22 protein-coding genes are annotated in these 24,482 nt (G+C 44.7%); 9 read left to right on the forward strand and 13 right to left on the reverse strand.

The annotated features are described in order from the left end of the window. Positions 1-5 precede the first annotated feature (5 nt). The 5 genes from vscC to ACF8EG_RS20030 all read right to left on the reverse strand — a co-directional run bounded on the left by vscC (position 6) and on the right by ACF8EG_RS20030 (position 5,362). A complete protein-coding gene (gene vscC / locus ACF8EG_RS20010) occupies positions 6-1,850 on the reverse strand; it encodes a SctC family type III secretion system outer membrane ring subunit VscC (RefSeq protein WP_242536742.1) in 1,845 nt (614 codons plus the stop codon). Positions 1,851-1,891: 41 nt separating this feature from the next. Next, positions 1,892-2,320, reverse strand: a complete 429-nt coding sequence (gene vscB, locus ACF8EG_RS20015) for a YscB family type III secretion system chaperone VscB (protein ID WP_005500477.1) — start codon at positions 2,318-2,320, stop codon at positions 1,892-1,894. Between the two features lie 12 nt (positions 2,321-2,332). Then, positions 2,333-3,331 (reverse strand): type III secretion system regulon anti-activator ExsD, encoded by a 999-nt coding sequence (gene esxD / locus ACF8EG_RS20020; protein ID WP_079750066.1) that lies wholly within the window; start codon positions 3,329-3,331, stop codon positions 2,333-2,335. Positions 3,332-3,462: 131 nt separating this feature from the next. Further along, positions 3,463-4,323, reverse strand: a complete 861-nt coding sequence (gene exsA / locus ACF8EG_RS20025; RefSeq protein WP_005464548.1) for a type III secretion system transcriptional regulator ExsA — start codon at positions 4,321-4,323, stop codon at positions 3,463-3,465. Between the two features lie 622 nt (positions 4,324-4,945). Next, positions 4,946-5,362, reverse strand: a complete 417-nt coding sequence (locus ACF8EG_RS20030; protein WP_069505403.1) for a YscW family type III secretion system pilotin — start codon at positions 5,360-5,362, stop codon at positions 4,946-4,948. Positions 5,363-5,750: 388 nt separating this feature from the next. On the opposite strand from ACF8EG_RS20030, the gene exsC reads away from it, so the two are divergent. Both exsC and exsE2 read left to right on the forward strand, forming a co-directional pair. Then, a complete protein-coding gene (gene exsC, locus ACF8EG_RS20035; RefSeq protein ID WP_005464682.1) occupies positions 5,751-6,197 on the forward strand; it encodes a type III secretion system regulatory chaperone ExsC in 447 nt (148 codons plus the stop codon). 7 nt (positions 6,198-6,204) lie between these two features. After that, positions 6,205-6,558 (forward strand): T3SS regulon translocated regulator ExsE2, encoded by a 354-nt coding sequence (gene exsE2 / locus ACF8EG_RS20040; protein ID WP_069505401.1) that lies wholly within the window; start codon positions 6,205-6,207, stop codon positions 6,556-6,558. Between the two features lie 66 nt (positions 6,559-6,624). Here exsE2 and ACF8EG_RS20045 read toward each other — a convergent pair whose 3' ends face one another. After that, positions 6,625-8,145, reverse strand: coding sequence for an aldehyde dehydrogenase family protein (locus ACF8EG_RS20045; RefSeq protein ID WP_025532536.1), 1,521 nt, complete (start codon positions 8,143-8,145; stop codon positions 6,625-6,627). A 235-nt stretch (positions 8,146-8,380) separates the two neighbouring features. Between ACF8EG_RS20045 and ACF8EG_RS20050 the strand changes: the two genes are divergently transcribed. Beyond that, entirely contained in the window at positions 8,381-10,141 is a 1,761-nt protein-coding gene (locus ACF8EG_RS20050; protein ID WP_069505398.1) for a sigma-54-dependent Fis family transcriptional regulator, read from the forward strand. 60 nt (positions 10,142-10,201) lie between these two features. On the opposite strand, the gene ACF8EG_RS20055 is transcribed toward ACF8EG_RS20050, so the two are convergent. Beyond that, positions 10,202-10,339 carry a hypothetical protein gene (locus ACF8EG_RS20055; protein WP_005464410.1) on the reverse strand — a complete coding sequence of 46 codons (138 nt, stop codon included), beginning with the start codon at positions 10,337-10,339 and terminating at the stop codon, positions 10,202-10,204. A 579-nt stretch (positions 10,340-10,918) separates the two neighbouring features. Here ACF8EG_RS20055 and ACF8EG_RS20060 point away from each other — a divergent pair. After that, positions 10,919-11,122: a hypothetical protein gene (locus tag ACF8EG_RS20060; protein ID WP_025631216.1), complete on the forward strand. Its 204-nt coding sequence runs from the start codon at positions 10,919-10,921 to the stop codon at positions 11,120-11,122. A gap of 10 nt (positions 11,123-11,132) precedes the next feature. Here the strand turns inward: ACF8EG_RS20060 and ACF8EG_RS20065 are convergent, their stop codons facing one another. The 6 genes from ACF8EG_RS20065 to ACF8EG_RS20090 form a co-directional block, all read right to left on the reverse strand. After that, positions 11,133-11,660 carry a hypothetical protein gene (locus tag ACF8EG_RS20065; RefSeq protein ID WP_031850875.1) on the reverse strand — a complete coding sequence of 176 codons (528 nt, stop codon included), beginning with the start codon at positions 11,658-11,660 and terminating at the stop codon, positions 11,133-11,135. A gap of 230 nt (positions 11,661-11,890) precedes the next feature. Further along, positions 11,891-13,339: a decarboxylating NADP(+)-dependent phosphogluconate dehydrogenase gene (gene gnd, locus ACF8EG_RS20070; RefSeq protein WP_015296824.1), complete on the reverse strand. Its 1,449-nt coding sequence runs from the start codon at positions 13,337-13,339 to the stop codon at positions 11,891-11,893. A gap of 39 nt (positions 13,340-13,378) precedes the next feature. Beyond that, a complete protein-coding gene (gene pgl, locus ACF8EG_RS20075) occupies positions 13,379-14,095 on the reverse strand; it encodes a 6-phosphogluconolactonase (protein WP_025504463.1) in 717 nt (238 codons plus the stop codon). Continuing rightward, entirely contained in the window at positions 14,092-15,594 is a 1,503-nt protein-coding gene (gene zwf, locus ACF8EG_RS20080) for a glucose-6-phosphate dehydrogenase (RefSeq protein ID WP_029801870.1), read from the reverse strand. The genes pgl and zwf overlap by 4 nt, the downstream gene beginning before the upstream one ends. Before the next feature lie 652 nt (positions 15,595-16,246). Beyond that, complete coding sequence (locus ACF8EG_RS20085) at positions 16,247-16,933, reverse strand: response regulator (protein ID WP_020840554.1); 687 nt, start codon at positions 16,931-16,933, stop codon at positions 16,247-16,249. After that, a complete protein-coding gene (locus tag ACF8EG_RS20090) occupies positions 16,930-18,549 on the reverse strand; it encodes a sensor histidine kinase (RefSeq protein WP_029837246.1) in 1,620 nt (539 codons plus the stop codon). The genes ACF8EG_RS20085 and ACF8EG_RS20090 overlap by 4 nt, the downstream gene beginning before the upstream one ends. A gap of 495 nt (positions 18,550-19,044) precedes the next feature. Between ACF8EG_RS20090 and ACF8EG_RS20095 the strand changes: the two genes are divergently transcribed. The 5 genes from ACF8EG_RS20095 (at position 19,045) to ACF8EG_RS20115 (ending at position 24,140) form a co-directional block, all read left to right on the forward strand. After that, positions 19,045-19,272 carry a hypothetical protein gene (locus ACF8EG_RS20095; RefSeq protein WP_005500455.1) on the forward strand — a complete coding sequence of 76 codons (228 nt, stop codon included), beginning with the start codon at positions 19,045-19,047 and terminating at the stop codon, positions 19,270-19,272. 134 nt (positions 19,273-19,406) lie between these two features. Next, complete coding sequence (locus ACF8EG_RS20100; RefSeq protein ID WP_005500452.1) at positions 19,407-20,822, forward strand: TolC family protein; 1,416 nt, start codon at positions 19,407-19,409, stop codon at positions 20,820-20,822. Positions 20,823-20,825: 3 nt separating this feature from the next. Next, positions 20,826-21,806: an HlyD family secretion protein gene (locus ACF8EG_RS20105; protein ID WP_025630883.1), complete on the forward strand. Its 981-nt coding sequence runs from the start codon at positions 20,826-20,828 to the stop codon at positions 21,804-21,806. Between the two features lie 19 nt (positions 21,807-21,825). After that, positions 21,826-22,992, forward strand: a complete 1,167-nt coding sequence (locus tag ACF8EG_RS20110) for an ABC transporter permease (protein WP_069505396.1) — start codon at positions 21,826-21,828, stop codon at positions 22,990-22,992. Further along, complete coding sequence (locus ACF8EG_RS20115) at positions 22,989-24,140, forward strand: ABC transporter permease (protein WP_069505394.1); 1,152 nt, start codon at positions 22,989-22,991, stop codon at positions 24,138-24,140. The genes ACF8EG_RS20110 and ACF8EG_RS20115 overlap by 4 nt, the downstream gene beginning before the upstream one ends. Positions 24,141-24,482: the final 342 nt, after the last annotated feature.

Genomic DNA, 24,482 nt, shown 5'->3' on the forward strand with positions numbered 1-24,482 from the left:
TTCGGTTATGGCTCCTCTGAAGGGCGAACACATTCGGCCTGTGAAAGGTCACATTCCGCCACTTTGACTCGCCAGCCTACTTGCCCGGACGGCAATTGACATTGAGTTAGCAGCGAGGACTTTTGCTGTAACAGTAAGTCTTGCTGATAACGTTCTGCCTGCGTTTTTGACGTACAGCTGAATACTTCAACAACCGATTTAAATTCTGCGCTATTGTTCGAGATATTGTTGAGCTGGCCAATACTCGGGCGCAAATCATGCTCGTTACCTATCAACACGCTGTCGCCAATGCCATCGACCACGATTCTCGGCTCGATAATGAACATGCGAACTGTTCGGCGCGTTGTGTTGGTGTTACTACGGAACAAAGCGCCTAGGTATGGAATGTCGCCCAACAGCGGGACTTTACGTAGCTGATGGCTCACTTCGTCTCGGTATACGCCACCAATGAGTAAGCTTTGCCCTTGTTTTACCGTCGCTAACGTACTGATTTCGGTTTTACGTACAGATGGAAGATCATCCACACCACCATCTGGGATCTTTGCGCCATCTTCTAAGTGAAGGCTCAAGTTGATCTCTGGTCGCGTCGCGAATCTGTCGCCGACGATACGAGGCACAATGCGCAACAAGGTGCCATACGTCACTTCTTCCAAAGCCGCCGTCTCTTTGCCAACCAATTTGACGTAAAACGTGCTGCTGTTGTTTAGCACCGCTTCGACGTTTTCTTGCGTGAGTAGCGTTGGTCTGGAAACGACTTGCGCACTGCCTTTCGATTCCAATAAACGAATTTGTGCCAACAAGTAGTTCAAGTTGGTCGAATCCAACAAGGACTTGAAACTCTGACCACTGCCCAATGTGACATCGCCGTTATCAACGTCGCCGGTTGTTTTGATGTCGACAATGCGGTTGTTTCCAACCGATACACCCGCACGCCAATCCACACCGAGCTGACGTAAATCGTTTGCGCTGATGTCCACAATAGATAACGCAACCTCGATACGAGATTGTGGCTGATCGAGCTGAGCGACCAGCTTGCGATACAACGGCAGTCTTGCTTGGGTATCACGAACGATGATCGCATTCAGCCCCGGCTCCGCTTCTACGGTTGCACCGCCGTGCACAGACGCAGTTTTGCCGCGAGGTTTCGCTGCTTCTGCGGGTAATCCGTTTACAGGCGATGTTTGTACAGACGCAGAATCCGTAATTTGAGTTTGAACACCGCCAACCACACGACTTAATACCGAAGCAATCCCCGGAACGGTAATGCTTTGGTCGCGATACGAGATACTTCTGTCCGTCGCCGAGGCATATTTAAGCGGAATGAGTTCTACAAACAGCTCATCCGTCGAGTTTGACTTTTGCAGCAATCGGCTCTCTAACGCTTCTGCGGTTTGCACTACTAACTCAACGTAACGCGGCGGCCCAGCTAGATAAACCAGCCCTTTATTTTCGGCAGCGCGCCAACCATAACGAGCATCCCAAACACCGGTTGAAATCAAGGTACTGCGAAGCTCGCGCGCGGTAAGCAGTTCCAATTGCAGCAATCGGGAGCGCGTTTCTGTCGCTTTGTAAACGTGCAGTACTGCGCCATCGAAGTACCACATCAAGTTATAAACTTGCGCTAGGTAGTCGAGAAACTCCGCTGGATCTTCTGGCGTGAATCGACCACTCACTCGGTCATTCACTTTGTCGCTCACAGACACGGATACTCGATAGTTGGCACCAAAGTTGTTAAGCAGATCTTTCAACGAATCATTATCGGCATAGTAACGAAACGGTTGTTCTGGCCAATTGAGCTCTGTCGCTTGTACAGAAAACATCGGAACGACACACAGTGCGCACAATGTCATTTTGGCGGCAATGCGCCCTATTTTTGGCATGAGAGTTCGCATTACGGTAACCACACATGATGACTGATGGTGTGATTAACACGCTCGTGTTCAAGCAATTCCATGTAGCGTTCACACACGTTGGCATGTTGCGCAAGAAGTTCTGCAAACTGCTCATTTGAAGTGTTTTCTATCATCGCTTTGCCTTGCAAAATCAATTGTTGATCAGCGTTTGTAGTGAGCACGCTTGGCGTATCTCGAAGCGTTTTTAGTGATAGCTGCATACAACGTTTTAATGCTTGTTCTTGTTGGTAATCGAGATGTTCATTGAATCGAAGTGGCAAGGCAGTTTCCCATAAGATCCATGATGAGTGCTGTTTGATTGTCAGTGTTAACTGGTCTACTTCGATGGTGTAAGCGCCATTTTCTCCGGCAATAAAAGGCCCTATCCCTAGCGTTTCCGCTAGAGATTTCATCATTTTATCTAACATATACTGCCCTATTTAAATCTGGCTGAGATGGTTACAAGCCTGACCGCATTGGCCACTTTGAATATCAAAATAGTAGTGATCAACATCGCCAACGATCTGCATGTCTTTAAACCATTGCCACACTTTAGCAACGGCATTGAGGTCGTTATAAACCACGTCACATGCATCCCAGACTTCATTGAGATCCGGTGCTTGTAAACGAGCCTCAGAGCACCACGTTTTCCAATCAGAGATGAACATATCCGTCGTTGAAGTGTAGTCCGCCAGTTCTTTCAAGTTGCTTAACGACGGTTGCCACTTATCGACCAACGCTTTATGAGATTCAATTACTTGTGACTGCTGCTCGTTCAGTGTATTTAGCTGCGCTTTTAACTGCGTTTGCTGGCTCTCAATCAACGCAAGTTGTTGTTCAACAAAAATCGCGCTGATGTCTTCACCCGATAACTTCGACCAGTACTCTTTTTGAATATCCAGCTGATTCATCAGTTGCTCCACTTTGACCGAGGCGTGCAACGCACTTTGGTCGGTTTGTCGATGAATCCATTCGGTCAACGCCAAGTAACAACAAAGGATCAGCGTTTTTGGCGTGGCCAAATTAAAGCGAAAGCCCAATCGAGAGTTGATGTATTCGAGCCTCTGCTCAAAGGTCGCCACTCGTTGACTGTCACTTAACTGAGCGCCAATTTCTAAAAACAGACGCATGGCAAAACGGTCAATCGATGTGCCTAGTCTCAAATACGTTTTCACCAATTGGCTGGCGCACAAACTGTCCACCACACTTCTGTCCAACAAGCGTTGCAACAACGATAACTGGTCGTCATTCAGCACACCTTCACTCAACAGCTGTCGGTGATTCACGTGGACAACATTGAGATCCTGTGATGGCTGAGACGCACTCTCGTATCGTGCTCCTCTTTGCAAAACAGTGACTTTCCTTTGCGTCACAATGCTGTCAGGAAAAAGCGAACGGCGTCGCCAATGCTGCTTTTTCATTTGTGTTCTTCTCCGCATCCCTTTCGAACACTCCAAAATGAAAGGGATGTAATAAATTTGAATTATTCGTTCTTACGCTGAACATAATAGAATTTTATGTCCGTCGGTGACTTTCAAAATTAGTCAGAAAATTTTAGTCATAAGTCATTTCAATTAGCGATGGCGACTTGCTCATCACCGGAACGGACCTTACTTGGCGTAGTGCCAAAGCGACGTCGATAACTTTGAGTAAAGTAAGATTGGCTGGAAAATCCCGCTTCCATTGCCACATCGACAATGCTCATTTTGCTCGTCAGCAAAAGCTTGTGTGCGTGCAATAAGCGACGTTCACTGATCCAAGCTCTTGGAGAGATGCCATAGTGCTCATTAAAAAGCTCTTTAAAGGTTGTGAGACTGGCACCAAATTCTTGAGCATAATCCGTCAGTTTCCACTCTTTCAAATAGTGCTGCTCCATAAAGCGGCGTAAGCGGTCTGAGGTTCGGTTAGTTTGCTGCGATAGCAAGGCATAGAGGACTTCGCCCCCTTGACTGTGCAGCAATAGAATCAGCATTTCTTCGTACTTCAAACGCATGATGGCGTCTGGGTACGACTGCTCCTCCAGCGTTTTCATGCCGGAAAGCACTTGCTCAATGAGAATGTTCAAACCAAAAGAAAACAAACCCGAGTTAAGTTTGTCCACTTTTGGCAACGTCATGAGAAGATCGCTGTGTTTTTGCAGTAATTGGCTTACTAGCTCATTGTCGAATTCAATGATAGATGAGTGATAATTCCCACCCTGTGGTGAGTACTCTAACAAGTAGTCACCTTGAGAGAGAAATACCCCACTCCCGGCAACGACATCTATGGTGCAATCGCCAGTTTGAACTCGTAATTGACCATTGTGAACGACAACAATATGAGATTGGTCTGAGTGAAATACTTCGTCATGTTTTTCGTAGTGAGAAAAACTGCGAATTTTTCGCAAGCTAGAGCCGACCGTTTCTGTGTTTAGTTGGCCTGACACATCCATTTTCTACCCTTCATAATTTTTAATTTCTCTCGTGTGTAAAAGAGAAACTGTCAAAGCACTACTTTGTTTGTTGTTATTTCCTAAGCAGTACAATTTCAATTAAAGAAGCAAAGAAAAGAGCATAGAAGTTCATATCACTTACCATACCCCCCGAAATAAATAGCGAATAGCTTAGAAACCGCCATTCCTTCGAGGAATTAAGCAGCCTAAGCTCAAATACAGGCTTCTGAATGAGTAGTTGTTTTATTTTCAGATAGCGCTTTTACTTTTTTATAAGTCTATTTTTTATTAAATAACGTTATGCTATTTAAACTCTGACTTTGTTTTTATATTAGAATAAATTAAATTACTAATATGATCATGAAAATTAGGAAAACCACATTTCCAAAACCTTCAAATTGTTTGTTTTTTAATCCAAAACGCCAAGCCAACGTGTTCAAGGCGTAGGATATAATCATAAATCACACGCTTGTGGCAATAGTTATTAATATAATTTCCAACTGTCCCGATGACTCATTTTTCGCAATTTTATTTATAAAAACGCTCAACAATTCTTTCACATTGAATTGGCTATTTCTATTCACATTTAATAAATTAGATAGCGCTAATCAAATGTAACCGATTACTTTTTTGTTTCTATTTCTATAGGAAAAAGTCTTAAATCCACTTTCTGACTTCCCTCTCTGAATATATATTTCTGCTCATTTTGGGCGATAATTTGACCTTGAGAATAGAGTTTCCCTATCACTTTCATTTCTCCTTTCCCGGCTTGAATTGGCGCAATAAGAAAAGAATATTGAACTGGTAACTGAACACCTTGATATTGCTGAGAAGCAACAGTAAGACATTGATTTTCAATAGCTTGACACATCTCCACCTCTATATAGGTCGAAACTGGAGGATGGTATCCTTCGACAGAAATCCACCCATATACATTCGCTTGGCTCTGAACGGAAAATGGCTGTGCAGTCCCCACGGACTGAGCGCATCCAGTCAATAACATTAAACCGATAAGACCGGCCCACTTACTGCTTTTCATTTAGGCTCCCATAAATTATTTTTATCGTCTTATTATGATTTATTTTTACACAACTTCTTATGTGTACGTTTAAATTTTCGGCTTATATTTATTCTACAGATGGACAGCAATAACGTTCCACGTACAACACGTAATTAACATAGTATTTAATTTTTAAGATAACACAATTCTAGTTCTTCATCGCTTGTCGATATAAACCAAAATTTCACCATAATAGAATTTAATAACCGTTAATCTTTATATGCACCAGCACTCATTTGTAAGAATAGAAGCAAGGTGTCAATTCTGGGTTTCCGGCCAAAATATAATAACTAACAACCAAAATTGATAAACACCCCCCACGATATCGAATATGTTTCCCGATAAAATTCTCAAAAGGACTGTTTCTATGTCAGCACGCCAAACTATCGATGAGGTTTTACAGAAGTTTGCTCATCAAATAGGCTTGCCTGAACTGCATTTGACGGACAATGAACTAAGCTTAGCTTTTGATGATCACTTGAAGGTTCATTTCATCTTTCATCCAGAAACGAATACGCTGCAACTGGAAGCGGAAATTGTTGGATTACAAATCGTCAATTCTGATCTTTATCGTTCTTTTTTGGCGTTCAATTACCATTGGCCAGAACACCAATTATTTTTCAGTTTAGATAATCATAGGCACGTACTGTGTTTGAATAAACTGATTGGCATCGAGCAATTGGATTATGAATATTTTGAAAATGCGTTGGCGGAATTGTTGACGCAAAGCGAGTCATGGGAGTCGTTGCTATCTGCTCACGTAGTGGCCGAAGAGACGCCTGCTATGCCTCAAAGTTTAGATCTGAGAGTTTAGGTGTCTTATGTCTAATGACATCCAATCTGCACGCAACAGCCAACCCATTCACGGATTGGAGCAAGTAGAACGACGTGAACTTGTGCCACAAGGAACGTTTCAAGGTCGCAAAGTGACCCTGCTCTCTTCATCTGAAAACAAACAGGCACGCATGAGCTCAAAGCGAGAACTGAGCGAATGTTTAAACCAGTTCGCGAGCCTTGAATCGTGCAATCAAGTGTTGGATTTTGAAAAACCAACTGGATTTGAGAAGCAAAGCGCTGCTATCGAAAAGCTTTTTGAGCGAAAGATAGATGTGATTGCTAGAAGCGAAAAGCAAACACAAGTTATCACGCACGCACAGCTCCCTTCTGCGGATTAATGAATGCCAATAAAAAACCCCGAAAATTCGGGGTTTTGAGTTCGTGTTTAACTTAAGATATCAAGCTTAGAAAAAGCCTAACGGGTCAATGCTGTAGCTAATCAGTAAGTTCTTAGTATTCTGGTAGTGATCCAGCATCATCTTGTGCGTTTCACGCCCGATACCCGATTTCTTGTAGCCACCAAACGCTGCGTGTGCAGGGTAAGCGTGGTAACAGTTAATCCAAATTCGACCAGCTTCGATATTACGGCCCATGCGATATGCCACGTTTGCATCACGCGTCCAAACGCCTGCGCCTAACCCATACTCCGTATCGTTTGCTATTTCCAATGCTTCCGCTTCATCTTTGAACTTAGTGATAGCAATCACTGGGCCAAAGATTTCTTCTTGGAAGATTCGCATCTTGTTGTGGCCTTCCAGCATTGTTGGCTGAATGTAGTACCCTTGACTGATTGACTCTGGCTGTTCTGATACACCGCCACCAAAAACCACTTTTGCGCCTTCTTCACGGCCGATTTCTAGGTAACTTAAAATCTTATCAAACTGTTCTTGAGAAGCCTGAGCACCAACTTGAGTATCGGTATCGAGCGGGTTACCTTGCTTGATTAACTGCGCACGTTCCGTCAATTTATCTACGAACTTATCGTAAATCGCTTCATGGACCAGCACGCGAGATGGGCAGGTACAAACTTCGCCTTGGTTGAAGAAACCAAGCAACGTACCTTCAATGCACTTATCGAGATACTCATCTTCGTAGTCGAAAATATCTGAGAAGTAGATGTTTGGAGATTTACCACCCAACTCAACTGTCGATGGGATCAAGTTGTCTGCCGCACATTTTAGAATGTGATTGCCAACTTGTGTTGAGCCCGTAAACGCGAGTTTTGCAATGCGGTTGCTGGTTGCTAACGCTTGGCCCGCTTCTGAACCAAAACCATTAACAACGTTGATGACGCCCGGTGGCAGTAGATCACCGATCTTTTCCATCAAAACTAGAATCGACGTAGGCGTTTGCTCTGCTGGCTTCAATACCACACAACAACCCGCCGCAAGTGCCGGTGCCAGTTTCCAAGCCGCCATCAACATAGGGAAGTTCCAAGGGATGATTTGACCAACTACGCCAATCGGCTCTGGGAAGTGATAGCTTGCCGTGTGCTCATCCAGCTCCGCCGCACTGCCTTCTTGTGCGCGAATACAACCCGCAAAGTAACGGAAATGATCCACCACCAAAGGTAAGTCCGCCGCCAAGGTTTCACGAACTGGTTTGCCGTTTTCCCATGTTTCTGCAACCGCAAGTTCTTCTAAATGCTGTTCAATACGGTCTGCGATTTTCAGCAAGATGTTAGAGCGTTCAGTCACACTAGTTTTCGCCCACTTTGCTTTGATGTTGTGTGCTGCATCCAAGGCTAAGTTGATATCTGCCTCGCCAGAACGGGCAACTTTACAATACGCTTGCCCGTTGATTGGTGAGATATTGTCAAAGTACTCACCGCCCGTTGGTTTTACCCATTCCCCACCGATAAAATTATCGTAATGCGATTTGAAATTAACGATGGCATTTTCACTACCTGGCTGTGCATAGATCATAACTCTTCCTTTTGTTTCTCGTTCATTAACGACAGTGTCGTATCGCACTGTTCACAAAGAGCATTACGCAAGTCACACGCCAACTACGCCGCACTTGTTGTTAATTAAATGTAAAACTATGATTACCAAGCGATAACAAACCAAGTGAGCGATGTTTGAGCGGATGTATGGTGTGAACACCAATGTTCAAGTGTTCCAAAATGGCACACCCTCACTGTGACAAAATGGTACAGTCATGGAACTTCAACACATTAGCGATAACAACTGGCTTTCTACGTCATGGATCCGAAGTGAACAGGCGGGTTTAAAACAGCGTCGACGCCCTGAAGATATTCGAGTGACACCGGCGACACTTCAAGATAGGCGTCACCAACTCAACTTCTTATTGGAAACCGTCACCCAGTTTGCTCTCCCGTTGTTTAATCAGCTTTTTGCTCACAGTGACAGCCGCTTAATTCTGACGGATGCAGACGGCGTTATCATCGGCAGTTGGGGACAACCTAAGTTCCGCGAAAAGTTGACCGAAATAGCGCTGAGTTCGGGGGCCTGCTGGCAAGAAAAGGTCAAAGGCACCAACGCGATTGGGACTGCGATAATTGAAGCAAAACCGGTCTCTGTCATCGGCGATCAACACTTTATCCAACACCATCGTTTTATTAGCTGCTCGGCCAATCCTATTTTCGATCATCTTGGTCATTTGATTGGCGTATTAGATATCACCAGCGAGCAAAAGAAACATGATTTCTCAACGCAGGTGCTGGTACAAAACATGGTGCAGCAGGTTGAAAATCAATTGCTTAACTTGATTCCACAAGGGCATATTCGTGTGGATTTGGCGTGTGAGAAAGGCTTACTGAACAGTGGGTGGCAAGGGATTATAATCGCCAATGAAGATGGACAGATTCTTGCGCACAACCAAGTTGCTTCTCAGCTCCTCGCGCAACAAAACGTCATCGGGCAATCGCTCGAACACATTCTTTCTATCCAGAGTGCCGACCATCCTTTCGTGTTCACAACAAAGCCGCTGACCGACAAAAAAGTGAAGTCTCGTTCCGTTACCGCTTCCAATGATCTGCATTATGGTGATTCCACTGTCGAGCATTGCTGGCAACAAGCCAATCGCGTTATCGATAAAGACATCAGTTTACTGATTCTCGGAGAAACTGGGGTCGGTAAAAATGAGTTTGTAAAAGCGCTACATAAAAACAGCCAGAGAAAAACGGGACCGTTGGTTTCCGTTAACTGCGGAGCGTTACCAAAAGATCTGGTTGAGTCCGAATTGTTTGGCTATGTAGCCGGTGCCTTTACTGGCGCAAACAACAAAGGCTATCAGGGTAAAATTCGCCAAGCACACAAAGGGATTTTGTTTCTGGATGAAATCGCCGACTTACCGTTGGACGCTCAAAGCCGATTGCTTCATGTGCTTCAGGATAAGACCGTACTTCCCGTTGGTTCAAACCAAAGTGTTCAAGTCGATACGCAAATCATCGCGGCCACGCATAAGGATCTCGATAGCTTGGTTAGCGAAGGATTGTTCCGTCAAGATTTATACTATCGTCTCAATGGTTTGATCATCGAATTGCCTCGCTTTGAAGAACGAGATGATAAGCAACAACTGATCGAGAATATCCATCGACGTCATGCTGAATCTAAACAACAACTCTGTCCTCACCTACTTTCTCTGCTGCTTTCTTACTCTTGGCCGGGAAACCTGCGAGAACTCGATAGTTTAATCAAAGTATCCGCGTTAATGGCGCAAGGTGAAGAAACGTTGGAGCTCGCTCACGTACCGACTCACCTGAGTAAGAAGCTCAGCCAAGCTCAATACGTAACAACCACTGCAGAGCCAACATTAAAACTGCGTGCAACCGTCGAAGACAAACTGCTTAAAACATATCAAGCAAATCAGGGCAACATCAGTAAAACCTCTCGTATGCTTGGCGTGAGTCGAAATACGATTTATAGAAAGCTGAAAAGCCTCGGCATATTGGGTTAATCCATAACCTCAGATACAAAAAGAGCACCTTTGCGGTGCTCTTTCTATTTGAAACCTAGCTTACAGGCCGCCTTGTTGTTGCGCCTGTTTTACTAATGCCTGACGTTGAGTTTCCTTCTCAGAGATCACTTGGTTGTCCTTGTGTATTTCCTGATCCAATTCTGCCGGAATGAAAACAAAGTACTTGTTAAGAGTCATCTTAGAACCTCAATTTGTTGTGTTAATCACCTTCTTGGTCAACGTAAACAACACCAGAAAAACACGTTTTACTGGATCCTTGTTGCTGGTTTCAAAAAATAAAGGATGTTCATTTATTAAACATCCTCCATGTGGGCGCTAATTATAGGCGTAGTTCAAAGGCTTACCTAGCACTCTTTTTCGCCTTTCTTGCAACCTTAGTTTCATTCTCAAACCTGATGCAATCACGCATATTCAATAAAGTATTGTTAAACAAAGAAAAGTGATTTTCGATTCTATAAATCAACAGGAAGAGAAGCACTTCCTATGCACCTTATAAAATTAAGGCAGGCGACGTTTCAAATTACAAATTCATGCATAACCATCACTGGCCTGTGCAGTAAAATTCTTGTGATGTGATAATAAAATAAGCTCATATCGCTGCAACTTCATCCACAAATTTGTCTACCAGTTCAATATTTCACCTTTTTTGAGAAATCTTTAGCCACTTTTTTGGGTGAAAATGCCAAAAAAGGAAGACAATCTAAGTGTGGAATATGACCACTCTTGTCTATCCCCACTCAGCTTTGGGAGGCGTTTATGAAAAGTAACAAACTTGGCCATGTGATGTCTTTCAGCAGAATGTTTTCCTTCATTGCGTTTTTGACGGCCACATTCGCATGGATTCTCAGCATGTATGCCCTATTCACTGTTTCTGTAGCGGCTCTTGTGGTCAGCGCAATTCTCTACCTCAAAGACAGGTTCTATCAAAACAAGAAAACGACCACTGAAAAGAGCGCCTAGGCGCTCTTTTCTATTGAATGTAATTTTCCTGTGACTTGATATAGTCATCAACCCTTTCTAATTCGTGAAAATAACCATACATCGCAATGCGATTAATCTCAGCATCCAAGCAAAGCCTCTCATCTTTTACCATTGCTTCTATCGTCATTCCACTGGATGCGATTGTGAAAGGTGGACACGCTGAGTAACCATTATTTTCCGCAATATACTTCAATCGCCCAAATTCAAAAATTTGAAATGGAATAGCAATAATAAGAGATAAAACGACACTTATTGTTATCAAATGAATCGGAACTTTGATTAACTTTGTCATTCGATCAAATAGGATATAAACCATTAATATTGGGCAAAAGAGTAAGCTTGCGATACTTAAAACATATGACGCATCAATGTAGACCACTTGAAAATCACTACTGATCTGACGCGGTAAAGATTCGAAAGCAAAATGATGACAAAGGCGATAAATGGAATAAATGATCAGCAATAGGAACATAAGCAACACGAAAGCTGTGTGAAATGGATGCTTCTGTTGTGTCATTTTCTATTACCTTGAACCTTAAAGTTGGGGATGCGCCAGTGAGCAGCTTAACTTCACTCTTCGAAGAGACATACTTAACTGATAAAGCATGCTCTCGTATTTCTGAAAGGTGCGAAAAGAGTCAAGGTTTGATGTAACTTTTAAATCTACCAATATCTCAATATCTTACAGACACAAAAAAGGATGCCACTTGGGCATCCTTTTACATTTAGTCGGTTTACTTAAAACGATTACACGTCGTAAGTTGTAGACGCTGTGTTACCGCCTGTGCCCGTCCAGTTAGTGTGGAAGAATTCACCACGCTCACGGTCGATACGCTCGTAAGTATGAGCACCGAAGTAGTCACGTTGAGCTTGCAGTAGGTTCGCAGGTAGACGAGCTGTTGTGTAACCGTCTAGGAACGTTAGTGCAGAAGTCGTACATGGCATTGGGATGCCTGCTTCTAGAGACTTAGCTGCAACTTTACGCCATGCTACTAGGCTGTTTTGTAGGATACCTTTGAAGTAATCATCAGAGCCTAGGAATGCTAGTTCTGGGTTTGCTTCGTATGCATCACGGATGTTGCCTAGGAACGCAGAACGGATGATACAACCACCACGCCACATAAGAGCAACGTTACCGTAGTTTAGGTCCCAGCCATTCTCGTTTGATGCTTCGCGCATTAGCATAAAGCCTTGAGCGTAAGAGATGATCTTAGACGCTAGAAGCGCTTGACGTAGTGCGTCAACCCACTCTTGCTTGTCACCTTCTACTGGCGTGATTGTCTTGCCGAACAGTTTCTCAGCTTCAACACGTTGATCTTTTAGTGCAGATAGGCAACGAGAGAATACTGACTCAGAGATAAGCGTTAGTGGAATACCTAGGTCTAGTGCGTTGATACCCGTCCATTTACCTGTACCTTTTTGGCCAGCTGTGTCTAGGATTTTCTCAACTAGAGGCTCACCGTCTTCATCTTTGTAGCCAAGGATGTCAGCCGTAATTTCAACAAGGTAGCTGTTTAGCTCAGTGTTGTTCCACTCAGCGAATACCGCTTGCATTTCATCTGCAGACATACCAAGACCGTCTTTCATGAACTGGTAAGCTTCAGTGATCAGCTGCATGTCGCCGTATTCGATGCCGTTGTGAACCATCTTCACGAAGTGACCTGCACCATCGTTACCAACCCAATCACAACAAGGCTCGCCAGCGTCAGTTTTTGCAGAAATGCCTTGGAAGATAGGCTTAACCGCTTCCCAAGCTTCTGGAGCGCCGCCAGGCATGATAGATGGGCCAAAACGGGCACCCTCTTCACCACCAGATACGCCAGTACCGATGAAGTGGATGCCTTTTTCGCGTAGTGCTGCAACGCGACGGTTTGTATCTGGGTAGTTCGTGTTACCACCGTCGATGATGATGTCGCCTTTGTCTAGTAGAGGGACTAGAGCGTCGATGAATTTATCGACAACGTCACCTGCGCGAACCATTAGCATCACTTTGCGTGGCGTTTCTAGCTTCTCTACTAGTTCTTCTAGAGAGTATGCACCGATGATGTTCGTGCCTTTCGCTGGTCCTTCCAGAAACTCGTCTACTTTGGCAGCAGTACGGTTGTGAGCTACCACTTTAAAACCGTGGTCGTTCATGTTTAGGATAAGGTTTTGACCCATTACTGCTAGGCCAATTACACCGATATCACCTTTCATTGTTTCTCTCCAATTGTCTTTCATTGACGAGCAAGCGCATTAAGCGATTTTTGCTGCTGCGTCCAAATCTAAATACCATTCCGTCAAACCCGCTTTTGCATGGATCTTCGCCGCCGGATATGGAAGTACGTTAGCTGGTGAACTGTTGATTTCTTCAACAATGTCCGCTTTACCCGCGCCAAGTACTAAATAACTAATGCGTTTCGCAGCTTCTAATACGCGTGCGGTTTTCGACACACGAAGTTGGCCCGATTCAGGATGCGCAGCTACAAGAGATAGGTTCGCATCATCATAATTCGTTTGGCCAGGGAACAGAGAAGCTGTGTGACCATCTGCACCAACGCCTAATAAGATCCAGTCAAACACAGGTGTACCGTTTTCAGTCGGGATCACCTCTGCCATCTCTTTTGCAAAGCGCTCTGCTTCTACTTTAGGCTCATCTTCGCCGCGGATACGGTGAATGTTTTCCGCAGGAATATTTACTTGGCTAAACAGCAATGTGTTTGCTTCACCGTAATTGCTTTCTGCATCATCAGGAGCCACGCAGCGTTCATCACCCCACCAGAAGTGAAGGTTTTGCCACTGAATCGAAGTTGCGTAAGCCTCAGAAGCCAACAGTTTAAACAGCATTTTAGGAGTGCTGCCGCCAGAAAGAGAGATGTGAACAGGTCGGCCCATTTCGCTGAACGCTTTCATGTCGTTAGCTAGGCTTTCTACTACCTGCTCCGCAGTTTGATAGATCTTATGGTTGATCATAGTTCACAGTAGTCCGTATCTGTTAGGTTTTTACATGGGAAACGCCAAGCGCGGTTGTCACGCTGAAGCAAGTCATCAGACTCTTTAGGACCCCATGTACCACATGCGTATCCGAAGAGTGATTGAGGATCTTGTTTGAAGTCTAAAATTGGCTGAACGTACTGCCAACATGCTTCAACTGCATCACTACGTGCAAATAGCGTCGCATCGCCATTTAAAGCATCAAGTAGAAGACGCTCGTACGCAGTTAGCATTTGAGTCTCTTGCAGGTCTGCGTAGTGGAAGTTCATTTTCACTTCCTTCGCTTTAAAGCCTGCGCCTGGTTCTTTCAAACCAAAGCTCATCTGAATGCCTTCGTCTGGCTGAATACGAATGATCAGTTTGTTTTCCGGCGCATTTTGGCCAAACACTGGGTGCGGTGTTTGTTTAAAGTGAATAACCACTTCAGTAACGCGAGTCGGAAGACGCTTGCCAGTGCGAACATAGAAAGGTACACCATTCCAACGCCAGTTGTTGATGTAAGCTTTTAGACCAATGTACGTCTCAGTACGAGAATCGTCCGCTACGCCATTTTCTTCACGGTAACCTGGAAGGTGTTGGCCGCGCACGTCTGATGCAGTGTACTGACCAAGTACAAGATCGTTACGTAATGCTGTTTCATCCAGTGGTTTTAGGCATTGAAGCACTTTCACCACTTCATCACGCATTGAATCTGCGTTGATTTGTGCTGGTGGTTCCATACCGACCATTGCCAATACTTGTAGCAAGTGGTTTTGGAACATGTCGCGCACAGCGCCAGAGTTGTCGTAGTAACCACCACGCTCTTCTACGCCAAGGAATTCAGCGCCTGTGATTTCCACGTAATCAATGAAGTTACGGTTCCAAAGCGGTTCAAACATCGCGTTAGAGAAACGGAAAACAAGCAGGTTTTGAACCGTCTCTTTACCTAAATAATGGTCGATACGGTAGATTTGATGTTCTTGGAAGTGCTCGTGAATTTCTTTATCCAACGTGCGTGCTGACTCAAGGTCGTAACCGAACGGTTTCTCGATGATCAGACGTTTCCAGCCATCTTCCTCATTGTTCAAACCATGTGCTGCAAGGCTTGCAGGGATCACACTGTATAGGCTTGGAGGTGTAGCTAGGTAGAAAAGCGTATTACGTTGTTCGAATTGATATTCGTTGGCAAGTTGGTCTAAACGTGTTGCCAGCTTGCTGTAATCTTGCGTGTCAGAAGTGTTGATTGCTTGGTAATGCAGATGGTTGATAAATGCATCAAGCGTTTCTGGCTCGGTTTTTTCCATTTCTTGAAGCGATTTTTTCAGCTTCTCGCGGTAGGACTCGTCACTGTATTCAGTACGACTTACGCCAAGAATGGCAAAACTCTCTGGAAGCTGCTTGTTCGCATAAAGGTGGTATAAAGCAGGAATGAGCTTACGATATGTAAGGTCACCTGAAGCACCAAAAATAACGATGCTGCTGTTTTCTGGTATTACCATCATCTTTCCCTTAAAAACGAGGTACTTATTGTGTGCCCGGATACGGCTAAAGGATGAGCCAACCCTATCAATGACACTCAAAAATAGAAAATTGGTCTTACCTATTACGTTGATAGGTAAAGTCTATAGGCCCAAAGAACCTCAAGAAGTTGCGCTCCTAATCATCAGAAACACGACGTTTTGAGGCCATTTAGGTCACTTATGTCTCAAGAGCACAACCTTGCGCTCAGTGGAGGAAAGTCCGACACGGGGCAGTATTGTCTACGACTATTTGATTTACATCAACACTTGGCTGTGCAAACGTTTAAATAACTTGCTTAAAACGTCATAAATGTTTGTATTTTATGGATAAAAAAAGTAACACTTAAGTTAGTTAAAATTTAAGCAAAAACTCTAATTCGGACAAAACTTACCCACACTTGCAATCCATTACATAATAAGTGTGAAATAAGCTAAATCTATTTCCTCTGTGCAAATGTGTTAATCCGATTTGTTTTCATGGGACGAATCACTACTACGCCCTCATCTGTCAAAAACAACTTCATCAACCTTTTCTTTTAAAGATTATTTTTAGCTGATACAAAAAAGCGGTGACTAAAAATCACCGCTTTAACTGTTTTACACTCAAAATACGATCTGGGTTCGCGTTTTGTTACCGTATCACTTTTTTATAACAACGTTCCGGACGCCCAACCGTGCCGTAGTTGAGATCCGCTTCTAGTTCACCCGAGCTGATCAAATATTCTAAATAACGTCTTGCCGTGGTTCGGCTAGCGCCAATCTTTTCTCCTGCTTCATCAGCCGTTAGTGCGGCTTCACCAACAAACAAGTCGCGAATTTTATCAAGCGTTACGCTATCTATCCCTTTAGGCAAGCGTTTAGGGCTGCTGTCTGTTCCTGTATTTGATTGCAACATGCGGTCAACCAAACCTTGATCGAGGCTTTCCGCGACATCCAGCTGTTGGCGCTGAGTGATGTATTTTTTAAGTGCCGCTTCCAAGCGTGGGAACATGACGGGTTTCAACAGATAATCCACCACACCTCCGCGCATCGCTTGCTGTAGTGTGTCGACATCCCGAGCCGCGGTAATCAAAATTACATCACAAATTTGATTGTTTGAGCGCAGCGTATTCAGTATCTCCAACCCTGTACCATCCGGCAGATAAACATCCATCAAAAGCAGATCTGGCTTGAGCACTTCGAGCTGCATTTCCGCTTCTAATCGCGTCGTTGCAATGCCAACCACATCCAACCCTGCCAATTGGCTCAGGTATTTGTGGTGTAATTCAGCAATGGCAATGTCATCTTCAATGATCATCACTCGCGTTGCCATGTTCATACTTGTTCTTCCTTTGGCAAATACACGGTTATTCGCGTTCCATGTTCTGTGTTTGGTAGCATTTCAACATGCCCGTGATAGCGGGTCGCTAATTGGTTCACTAGGTGCAGACCTACCCCTCTATTTTGTCGAGATTTTGTCGAAATGCCTTTTTTTAAAAGGGTTTGAGGTTCAATGTTCTCTGGCAACCCACATCCGTGATCGCTGACTTCTAAAATCACTTCGTTGCCGTAATCGCTAACCGAGACTTCGATGTTTCGACGCTCTGATGCAACGTTGGATTCATTGCGAATAACGCTCAAAGTCGCATCAAACGCATTGTCGATTAAGTTACCCAAAATGGTGACCAGATCTTCCGAATTTAACCATTCAGAAAGCGGCTCCAAGCGACTGCCCTCCTCGACCACCAGCTGCAAACCCAGTTCTCGTGCTCGCTCTGTTTTTCCCAACAACATACCCGCAATAAGCGGATCTTTTATGGTATCTCGCAAAAACTCAATCATGGCTTGATAATGGGCGGTTTCTTGCCCGATGAGCTTTTGCACAGCCTCAAGCTCACTCATTTGCACTAAGCCACTGATCGTATTGAGCTTGTTTCTATGCTCGTGAGTTTGAGAACGCAACAAGTCCGCATATTCTTTGGTTTGCGAGAGCTGCTCCGTAAGTTCGTTGATCTCGTCACGCAAGCGAAAACTTGATACCGCCCCGACAATCTTTCCTTCCACAAAGATGGGTGAGCGGTTCGCAATTAAACGCTTATGATTAAGGAAAATTTCAATGTCGTGATCTTCTTGACCCGTTTCAAGAACGGTATATAAGTCGCTGTCGCGTAGTGTATCCGTAAGCGGTTTATTGAGCGCCTTATCTCTGTCAATGCCGAGAATTTGGCAAGCACTGCGGTTGATGGAACGAAGCACACCTTGTGCGTCAATGCTGAGTACACCTTCTTTGATAGTACTCATGGTGACTTCCAGTTCACCATACAGACGGCCGATCTCTTCTGGTTCGAAGCCTAAAATCGCGCGCTGGAATTTTCGAGACGCGTAATTGGACACCACGGCATTTGCCACCACTACGACGACAACCATCAAAATTAAAAAAGCGAGGAATGGCTCAATGCGATCTTGGAGCCTGTCGAGCAAATACCCCACCGACACCACACCAATGATGTTATCTTGTGCGTCGAATATCGCCGCTTTACCGCGGACGGAATAACCCAAAGAACCGCGAGCTGTAGACACATAGGATTGACCTTCGACCAGAGCTCGTTGATTGTCGCCCCCTTTCATAGGCTTACCAATTCGCTCATCTACCGGATGAATTAAGCGCACGCCTTGGTTATCCCCAATCACAATAAAGGCCGCACCAATCGCTTTAGTGAGTGCGCGAAAGGACTCTTGATAAGGTTCTGGCTGCTGAGCTTCCACCATCTCAATGACGATTTCAGACTCTGCGAGGAAACGGGCAACACCGAGTGCCTTTTCACCCATTTCGTGTTCTTGATTGACTTTGAGGTAGGTAAAACCTGCGGCGACGAGCAGAAGTAACTCGATCAAGCCCGAGAGCGTCATAATGACCAGCATGCGCTTTCTAAAGCTGATGGTTCTCCAACTCATGGTGCATCCTTACCGTTAACCCACTTCCACGTCACTGTGGTGTTGTTCTAAGTTAACATCGAGTTAACAGCAAGGCTTAGATCAGATGATAAATCTGTGAACACGGCAAACAAAGCGTGACTTTTATGGTGAATTAATAGGCGGCGTGAAACATAAAATTACATCCATTCATCAGGCACAATATTCCTTGCTGATATTCAATGGCATACATAAATTGCCCTTTAAAGCATGATTACGATCACACCAAATTTAGCGGTTTTTGAGGCACATTTAGACTTTCCATCGTATAATTTTTAGTCAAGAAGCCACAAAGAGCATTTTATAAGAAAGCAGTGAAGCTGGAAGTCTATTATTAGCTCAACATTGAAGTCAGGCAATTTGGAAATAACTTAATAAAAATACAAATACTGACTATATGACAAACACTTAGACACCATCTGCAAACTGGAAAACTATAAACAGAGGTGAATTTATAGTTTAGAAGGAACACCAAACATGGAACGCGATACATTTGGAATTTGCCTGAATAAGGCTATGCTGTCAGAGAATATGTATTCAACTTTTACACACGTCAGGGCTTATGAAAAAAACGGAGGTAATGCTTCGGATCTCAAGGTGTTACTCTCGTTTCCTCAAATGAGCGGTAAAGATTTGTTGAACACGATGCGTGGTTCTCGCCAACTAGAATGGCGAGCGGAATTCCACTGCCCTCGTATGAAATAAACTCTTAACAACCTCGCGCTCAGTGATTGGCGATGCTGAGCGCTGATTTACCCTTAATTCTTCCTTTCAACCACTTAACAGCGTGAGTTGATTACTTTATATTAGAGCCAATACTCTACAACAAAGTAGCCATTATGAAACAAACTGGAAAGTTTTGGGTATTGGGCCTTATTAGTAGCTCCATTTCTCTTGCCTGCCATTCAGCACCGATCACGTTTGACACTGCGTGGCAGTTGTTACTAGAAAACAACTATTCTCTTAAAGCTCAACGTGCAAATGTTGAGAACTATCAATATCAAGAAAGCGCAACCAGCAACCTTAATCTGCCTCAAGTAAGCATTGGTGCTAACTACACACGCTTGGACACCGACGTTACTCTTTCAGGAAAGCAGATCCTAGATAGCACTGGAACACACATTAATGTGCCACCTGCTTTTCAACCCATTTTTGGTGCCTTAGCGAACACCACCTCAACCATTACTGAGCGCGATATTTTCTCTTCTTCTATCCGTGCGATTTGGCCTATCTTTACTGGTGGCCGAATCTCAGCTGCGCAATCTGCCGCGGCGGGTAAAACTGATGAAGCGAAAAGTCAGTTAGCCATGGAGCAACAGGCTCGCTTTGAAGACCTTTCTAAATACTACTTCTCAGTTGTACTTGCCAAAGAAGTGCTCGCTACGCGCCAAGCTGTAGAACAAGGTTTGAAAAAGCACCGAGATTTTGCCATCAAGCTGGAAGAGCAAGGACAGATCGCTCGCGTTGAACGCCTACAAGCTGAAGCCTCATTAGACAAAGCCAAAGTAGAAACACGCAAAGCCGCCAGTGACTTGAGTATTGCACAAGCTGCTCTTGGAAAACTTCTCGCGCAAGAGGATTCTGTTGAACCAGCAGAAACCTTGTTCATTAACGATAACCTGCCACCACTGAGTGCATTTATCGATCAGACCTTGCTCACCTACCCAGGGCTCGACATTTTGGATGCCAAGCACAAACAGGCATCGAGCTTAATTAAGGCAGAGAAAGGCAAATACTACCCAGAAGTTTACTTATACGGCGATTACAGCCTGTATGAAGACGATTCGTTGGCCAGCCAAATGAAACCGGATTGGCTCGTAGGGGTTGGCGTTAACATTCCATTGATTGAATCCACAGGTCGAAGCGAAAAAGTTAAAGCCGCACAAAGCGTTGTATCTCAAGTTGATGCTCTTAAATCTCAAGCCAAACAAGACTTGTCTTTACTTGTGCAGAAAACGTATCTAGAAGCGCAGCAAGCGATTGATGAAGTGCAAGGCTTAGAATCCAGCATCGCACTAGCCAATGAAAACCTGCTTCTGCGAGAGAAGGCATTCACTCAAGGTCTTTCTTCTTCTCTCGATGTGGTTGACGCTCAGCTTTATGTCGCCAGTATCGAAACTCAACGTTCGGCGGCGCGCTTCCGCTATCTGATTTCACTAACCAAACTATTAGCATTAAGCAGTGAAATGAACAGCTTCGAACAATATCAAAATACCGCTTACGCCCCAGCGAAAATATCCAAAGAGGTTAAATAAGTCATGGCAGCAAAATCTTTAAAACCCGTTCTACTTTCAATTTGCGCCTTGGGTGTGGCTTCTTGGGTTGGCTATCAGTTTTACCAAGCTTATCAGCCAGAACCAGTTCGCTTACAAGGTTTGATTGAAGCTCAGCAATACAGCATTTCATCGAAAGTCCCAGGTCGCATCGACGAAGTGATGGTTCGCAAAGGCGATGATGTTGAAAAAGGCCAGTTAATTTTTACGCTTCACAGCCCAGAAATCGAAGCGAAACTGGAACAAGCAAAAGCTGGTGAAAAAGCGGCAGATGCACTAGCGCAAGAAGCAGAGAAAGGCGCACGTGAGCAGCAAATTCAAGCCGCGAAAGACCAATGGCTAAAAGCGAAAGCCGCAGCGGATTTGATGGAAAAAACCTATAACCGCGTGAACAACCTGTATAAAGATGGCGTGGTTGCCGAGCAAAAACGTGATGAAGCGCTAACCCAATGGCAGGCTTCTAAATACACCGAAAGTGCCGCTTTCCAGATGTATGAGATGGCGAAAGAAGGGGCTCGTAGCGAAACCAAAGTGGCCGCGGCTGAGAAAGCTCGTATGGCGTCTGGCGCAGTTGCTGAAGTGGAAGCTTATGCGAAAGATACTCAAATCTACAGTTGGTTTGACGGTGAAGTATCTCAAGTACTTTTACAAAGCGGCGAGCTTGCACCGCAGGGCTTCCCTGTCGTGACCGTCATCGACACTGAAGATGCGTGGGCAACACTGAACGTGCGCGAGGATCTGCTTAAACACTTCACTAAAGACACCATATTTAACGCATACCTGCCAGCGTTGGATAAAAGTGTCGAGTTTAAAGTCACGCACGTTGCAGTAATGGGCGATTTCGCAACTTGGCGAGCGACCGATGCAGCACAAGGTTTCGATCTGCGTACCTTTGAAGTAGAAGCTCGCCCTACTCAACCAGAACCAGAACTGCGCATGGGTATGAGCGTTGTGGTTGAGCTGTAATCGCTCAAGGTAAAAATCTATGACGATTAAGATTTCACAACGGCATGTGTTACGGCGCGACAAGTGGTTACTGTCGTGCTTAACTTGGGTGCCTATTTTGCTTTCGCTTACCATTTGGGGCGTGTTTTCTGCGGGGATTGCGAGAGACCTGTCGATTGGCGTGGTCGATTTACAACATTCGCAACTCTCTCGTAAGTTGATCCAAACGTTAGATGCCTCTTCAACGCTTTCTGTGGATTATCACTACACCAGTGCGAATGAAGCCAAGAATGCCATGATTGAAGGCGATATTTACGCTTTTGCCGTCATTCCATCTAAGTTTGACCAAGACATTTTGCTGCATCGACAACCGCAGCTTTCAGTGTTTTTTAACAGCCAATATATTTTGGTGGCGAAGTTGATTAATTCAGCCGTGGCACAAGCTCAAGGGTACTTTGATGCTCAGGTGCAAGTGATGGGCAATCTCGCCAAAGGCAATACAACGACGTTGTCCGCGCTCGGCCAAGCTGTGCCAGTGTCGACCCAAATCACCGCGCTGTTTAATCGCAACACTAACTACGCGCAGTTTTTGGTCACCGCTATCGTGCCTGCGATTTGGCAAATTTGTATCGTTGTGAGTACGATTTTGATCCTTGCGGCGCACTTTCGCATTTATGGGGGCAAAAATGGCTTTGAGTTTTTGGGTAATAAACCATACACAAAACTCAGCGCAATTTTGAGCCAATACATCCCAGTGTTTATGTTGCAAGGTGCCTTGTTCCTCTACTGGTTTTATGTGTTATTGGACTGGCCGATGGAAGGCAGTCTCGTAGTCATGTTACTGGCTCAATTTGTCACCGTTGTTGCCTGTATCATTATGGGCGCACTGTTTTTCTTTTTATCGATGGACCCTGCCCGCGCAATGAGTTTTGCTGGTGCGTTTACTGCGCCAAGTTTTGCTTTTATGGGGATTACGTTTCCAGTTTCCGACATGAACACGCTCGCTCATGCTTGGCGCTCACTATTACCTATCACCCATTACATCGAAGTTCAGGTTGGTCAGGCAAGCTACGGAGCCTCAGCCGCTCAATCGTTTAGTGCTTTGTGGCCAATGATCTGGTATGTGGTGCCACTCTTACTGACAGCCGCATTCATTCATAAATACCGAGCGGCAGCACTGTCGACTCAGAAAAGGGAGGCAGCATGACACTCTGGCAACTGATTAAAGCAGAGATTCGCTCTGTGCTGACCAACCCCGTCGTCACATTAACTGTTTTTGGTGGCGTGGTTTTTTATTCGTTTTTGTATCCACTGCCATACGCTCAACAAACCCCGAGAGAGCAGCCAATTGCGGTCGTAAACCTAGACGGAAGCCAAACCAGCCTAAAGCTAGAGCGTATGGTCGATGCGACACCTCAAGTCAAAGTCGTCTCGCGTTTACATACAATTGAGGATGCAAAACAAGCGTTTTTGAATCGCGAAATTACGGGTTTCTTAGTGATCCCTGAGCACTTCTACAAAGACGTAATGTTAGGTAAAAGCCCGACTCTTGCGTACGCCGCAGATGCCTCTTACTTCTTAGTTTACGGCACGGTCGTTGAAGGTTTAGCTCAAGCAGGCGGTACGTTAGGCGCACAAGTTAAAGTCAGCAAAATGGTGATTGAAGGCGTACCGCTTAGTTTGGCGAGCCATAATTACTCTGCTATCAAGCTGAACATGAAACCGACCTTCAACCCAACGATGGGCTATATCGAATACGTGGTTCCTGCTGTCTTTGTGCTGATTTTGCAGCAAACACTTATTATGGCAGTAGGCTTACAAACCGGTTCACAGCGTCATGGCCTAGGCTACTGGTCTCAGGTATCAACCGGGTCATTGTTATTGGTAAGAACGTTGGTGTTTATTGCCATTTATTACTTACTGAGCGCGTATTACTTTGGTTTTAGCTTCGAACGTCTGAGTGTGAATCACATTGCCAAAGCAGGTGAGCTCTTAACCATGCTTTTCCCGTTCTTGCTGGGTTGTTGTGGGTTAGGCTTTTGGCTTGGCTATCTACTACCAAGAAGAGAACTGGTCACCTTAGTGGTTCTAGTCAGTTCAATGCCTCTCATCTTTTTAGCGGGCTTCATTTGGCCAGTTGAATCAATACCTGAACCACTGCTTTGGATAGCCGATTTGAGCCCGAGTACTTGGGCAATAAAAGGCTTCTTGGCGCTCAACCAAATGGGCGCGACATGGCAGCAAGTTGCCAAACATTGGACAGCATTGTGGTTGCTTGTTGCGCTATGGGGTGGCGTGGCGTATTGGATAGCAAAACGTAACAACAAACCCGTTGTTACCGAAAGCCTAAGTTAATTTTTCTCTGCAGCTCAAAGAGATAAATTGACAGAAATCACAATTCCATGACCAGATGAACAACAAAGGGAGCGAACTATCGCCCCCTTTGTTGTATTTGAACGCCTCACAACCTCAGATTGAAATTGACTTTAATCAAGGATTCGTCCGATAAATAACTTTAAACATTTGTGACAAATTTGTAACCAACACTCACAATGGCCTGCTCCAGCTTGACGTACAAAAATCCATCACTTTTAACATCGTTTTTTGCCATAAAAACCATCAAATTTTTGCATTTTATCGAATAACACCTTTCCTATACCGTAATTTCCGAGCGCACCAACGGCTGTTTTATCAGCG

Source organism: Vibrio sp. YQ_11 (genome assembly GCF_043103065.1).
GTDB lineage: Bacteria > Pseudomonadota > Gammaproteobacteria > Enterobacterales > Vibrionaceae > Vibrio > Vibrio parahaemolyticus.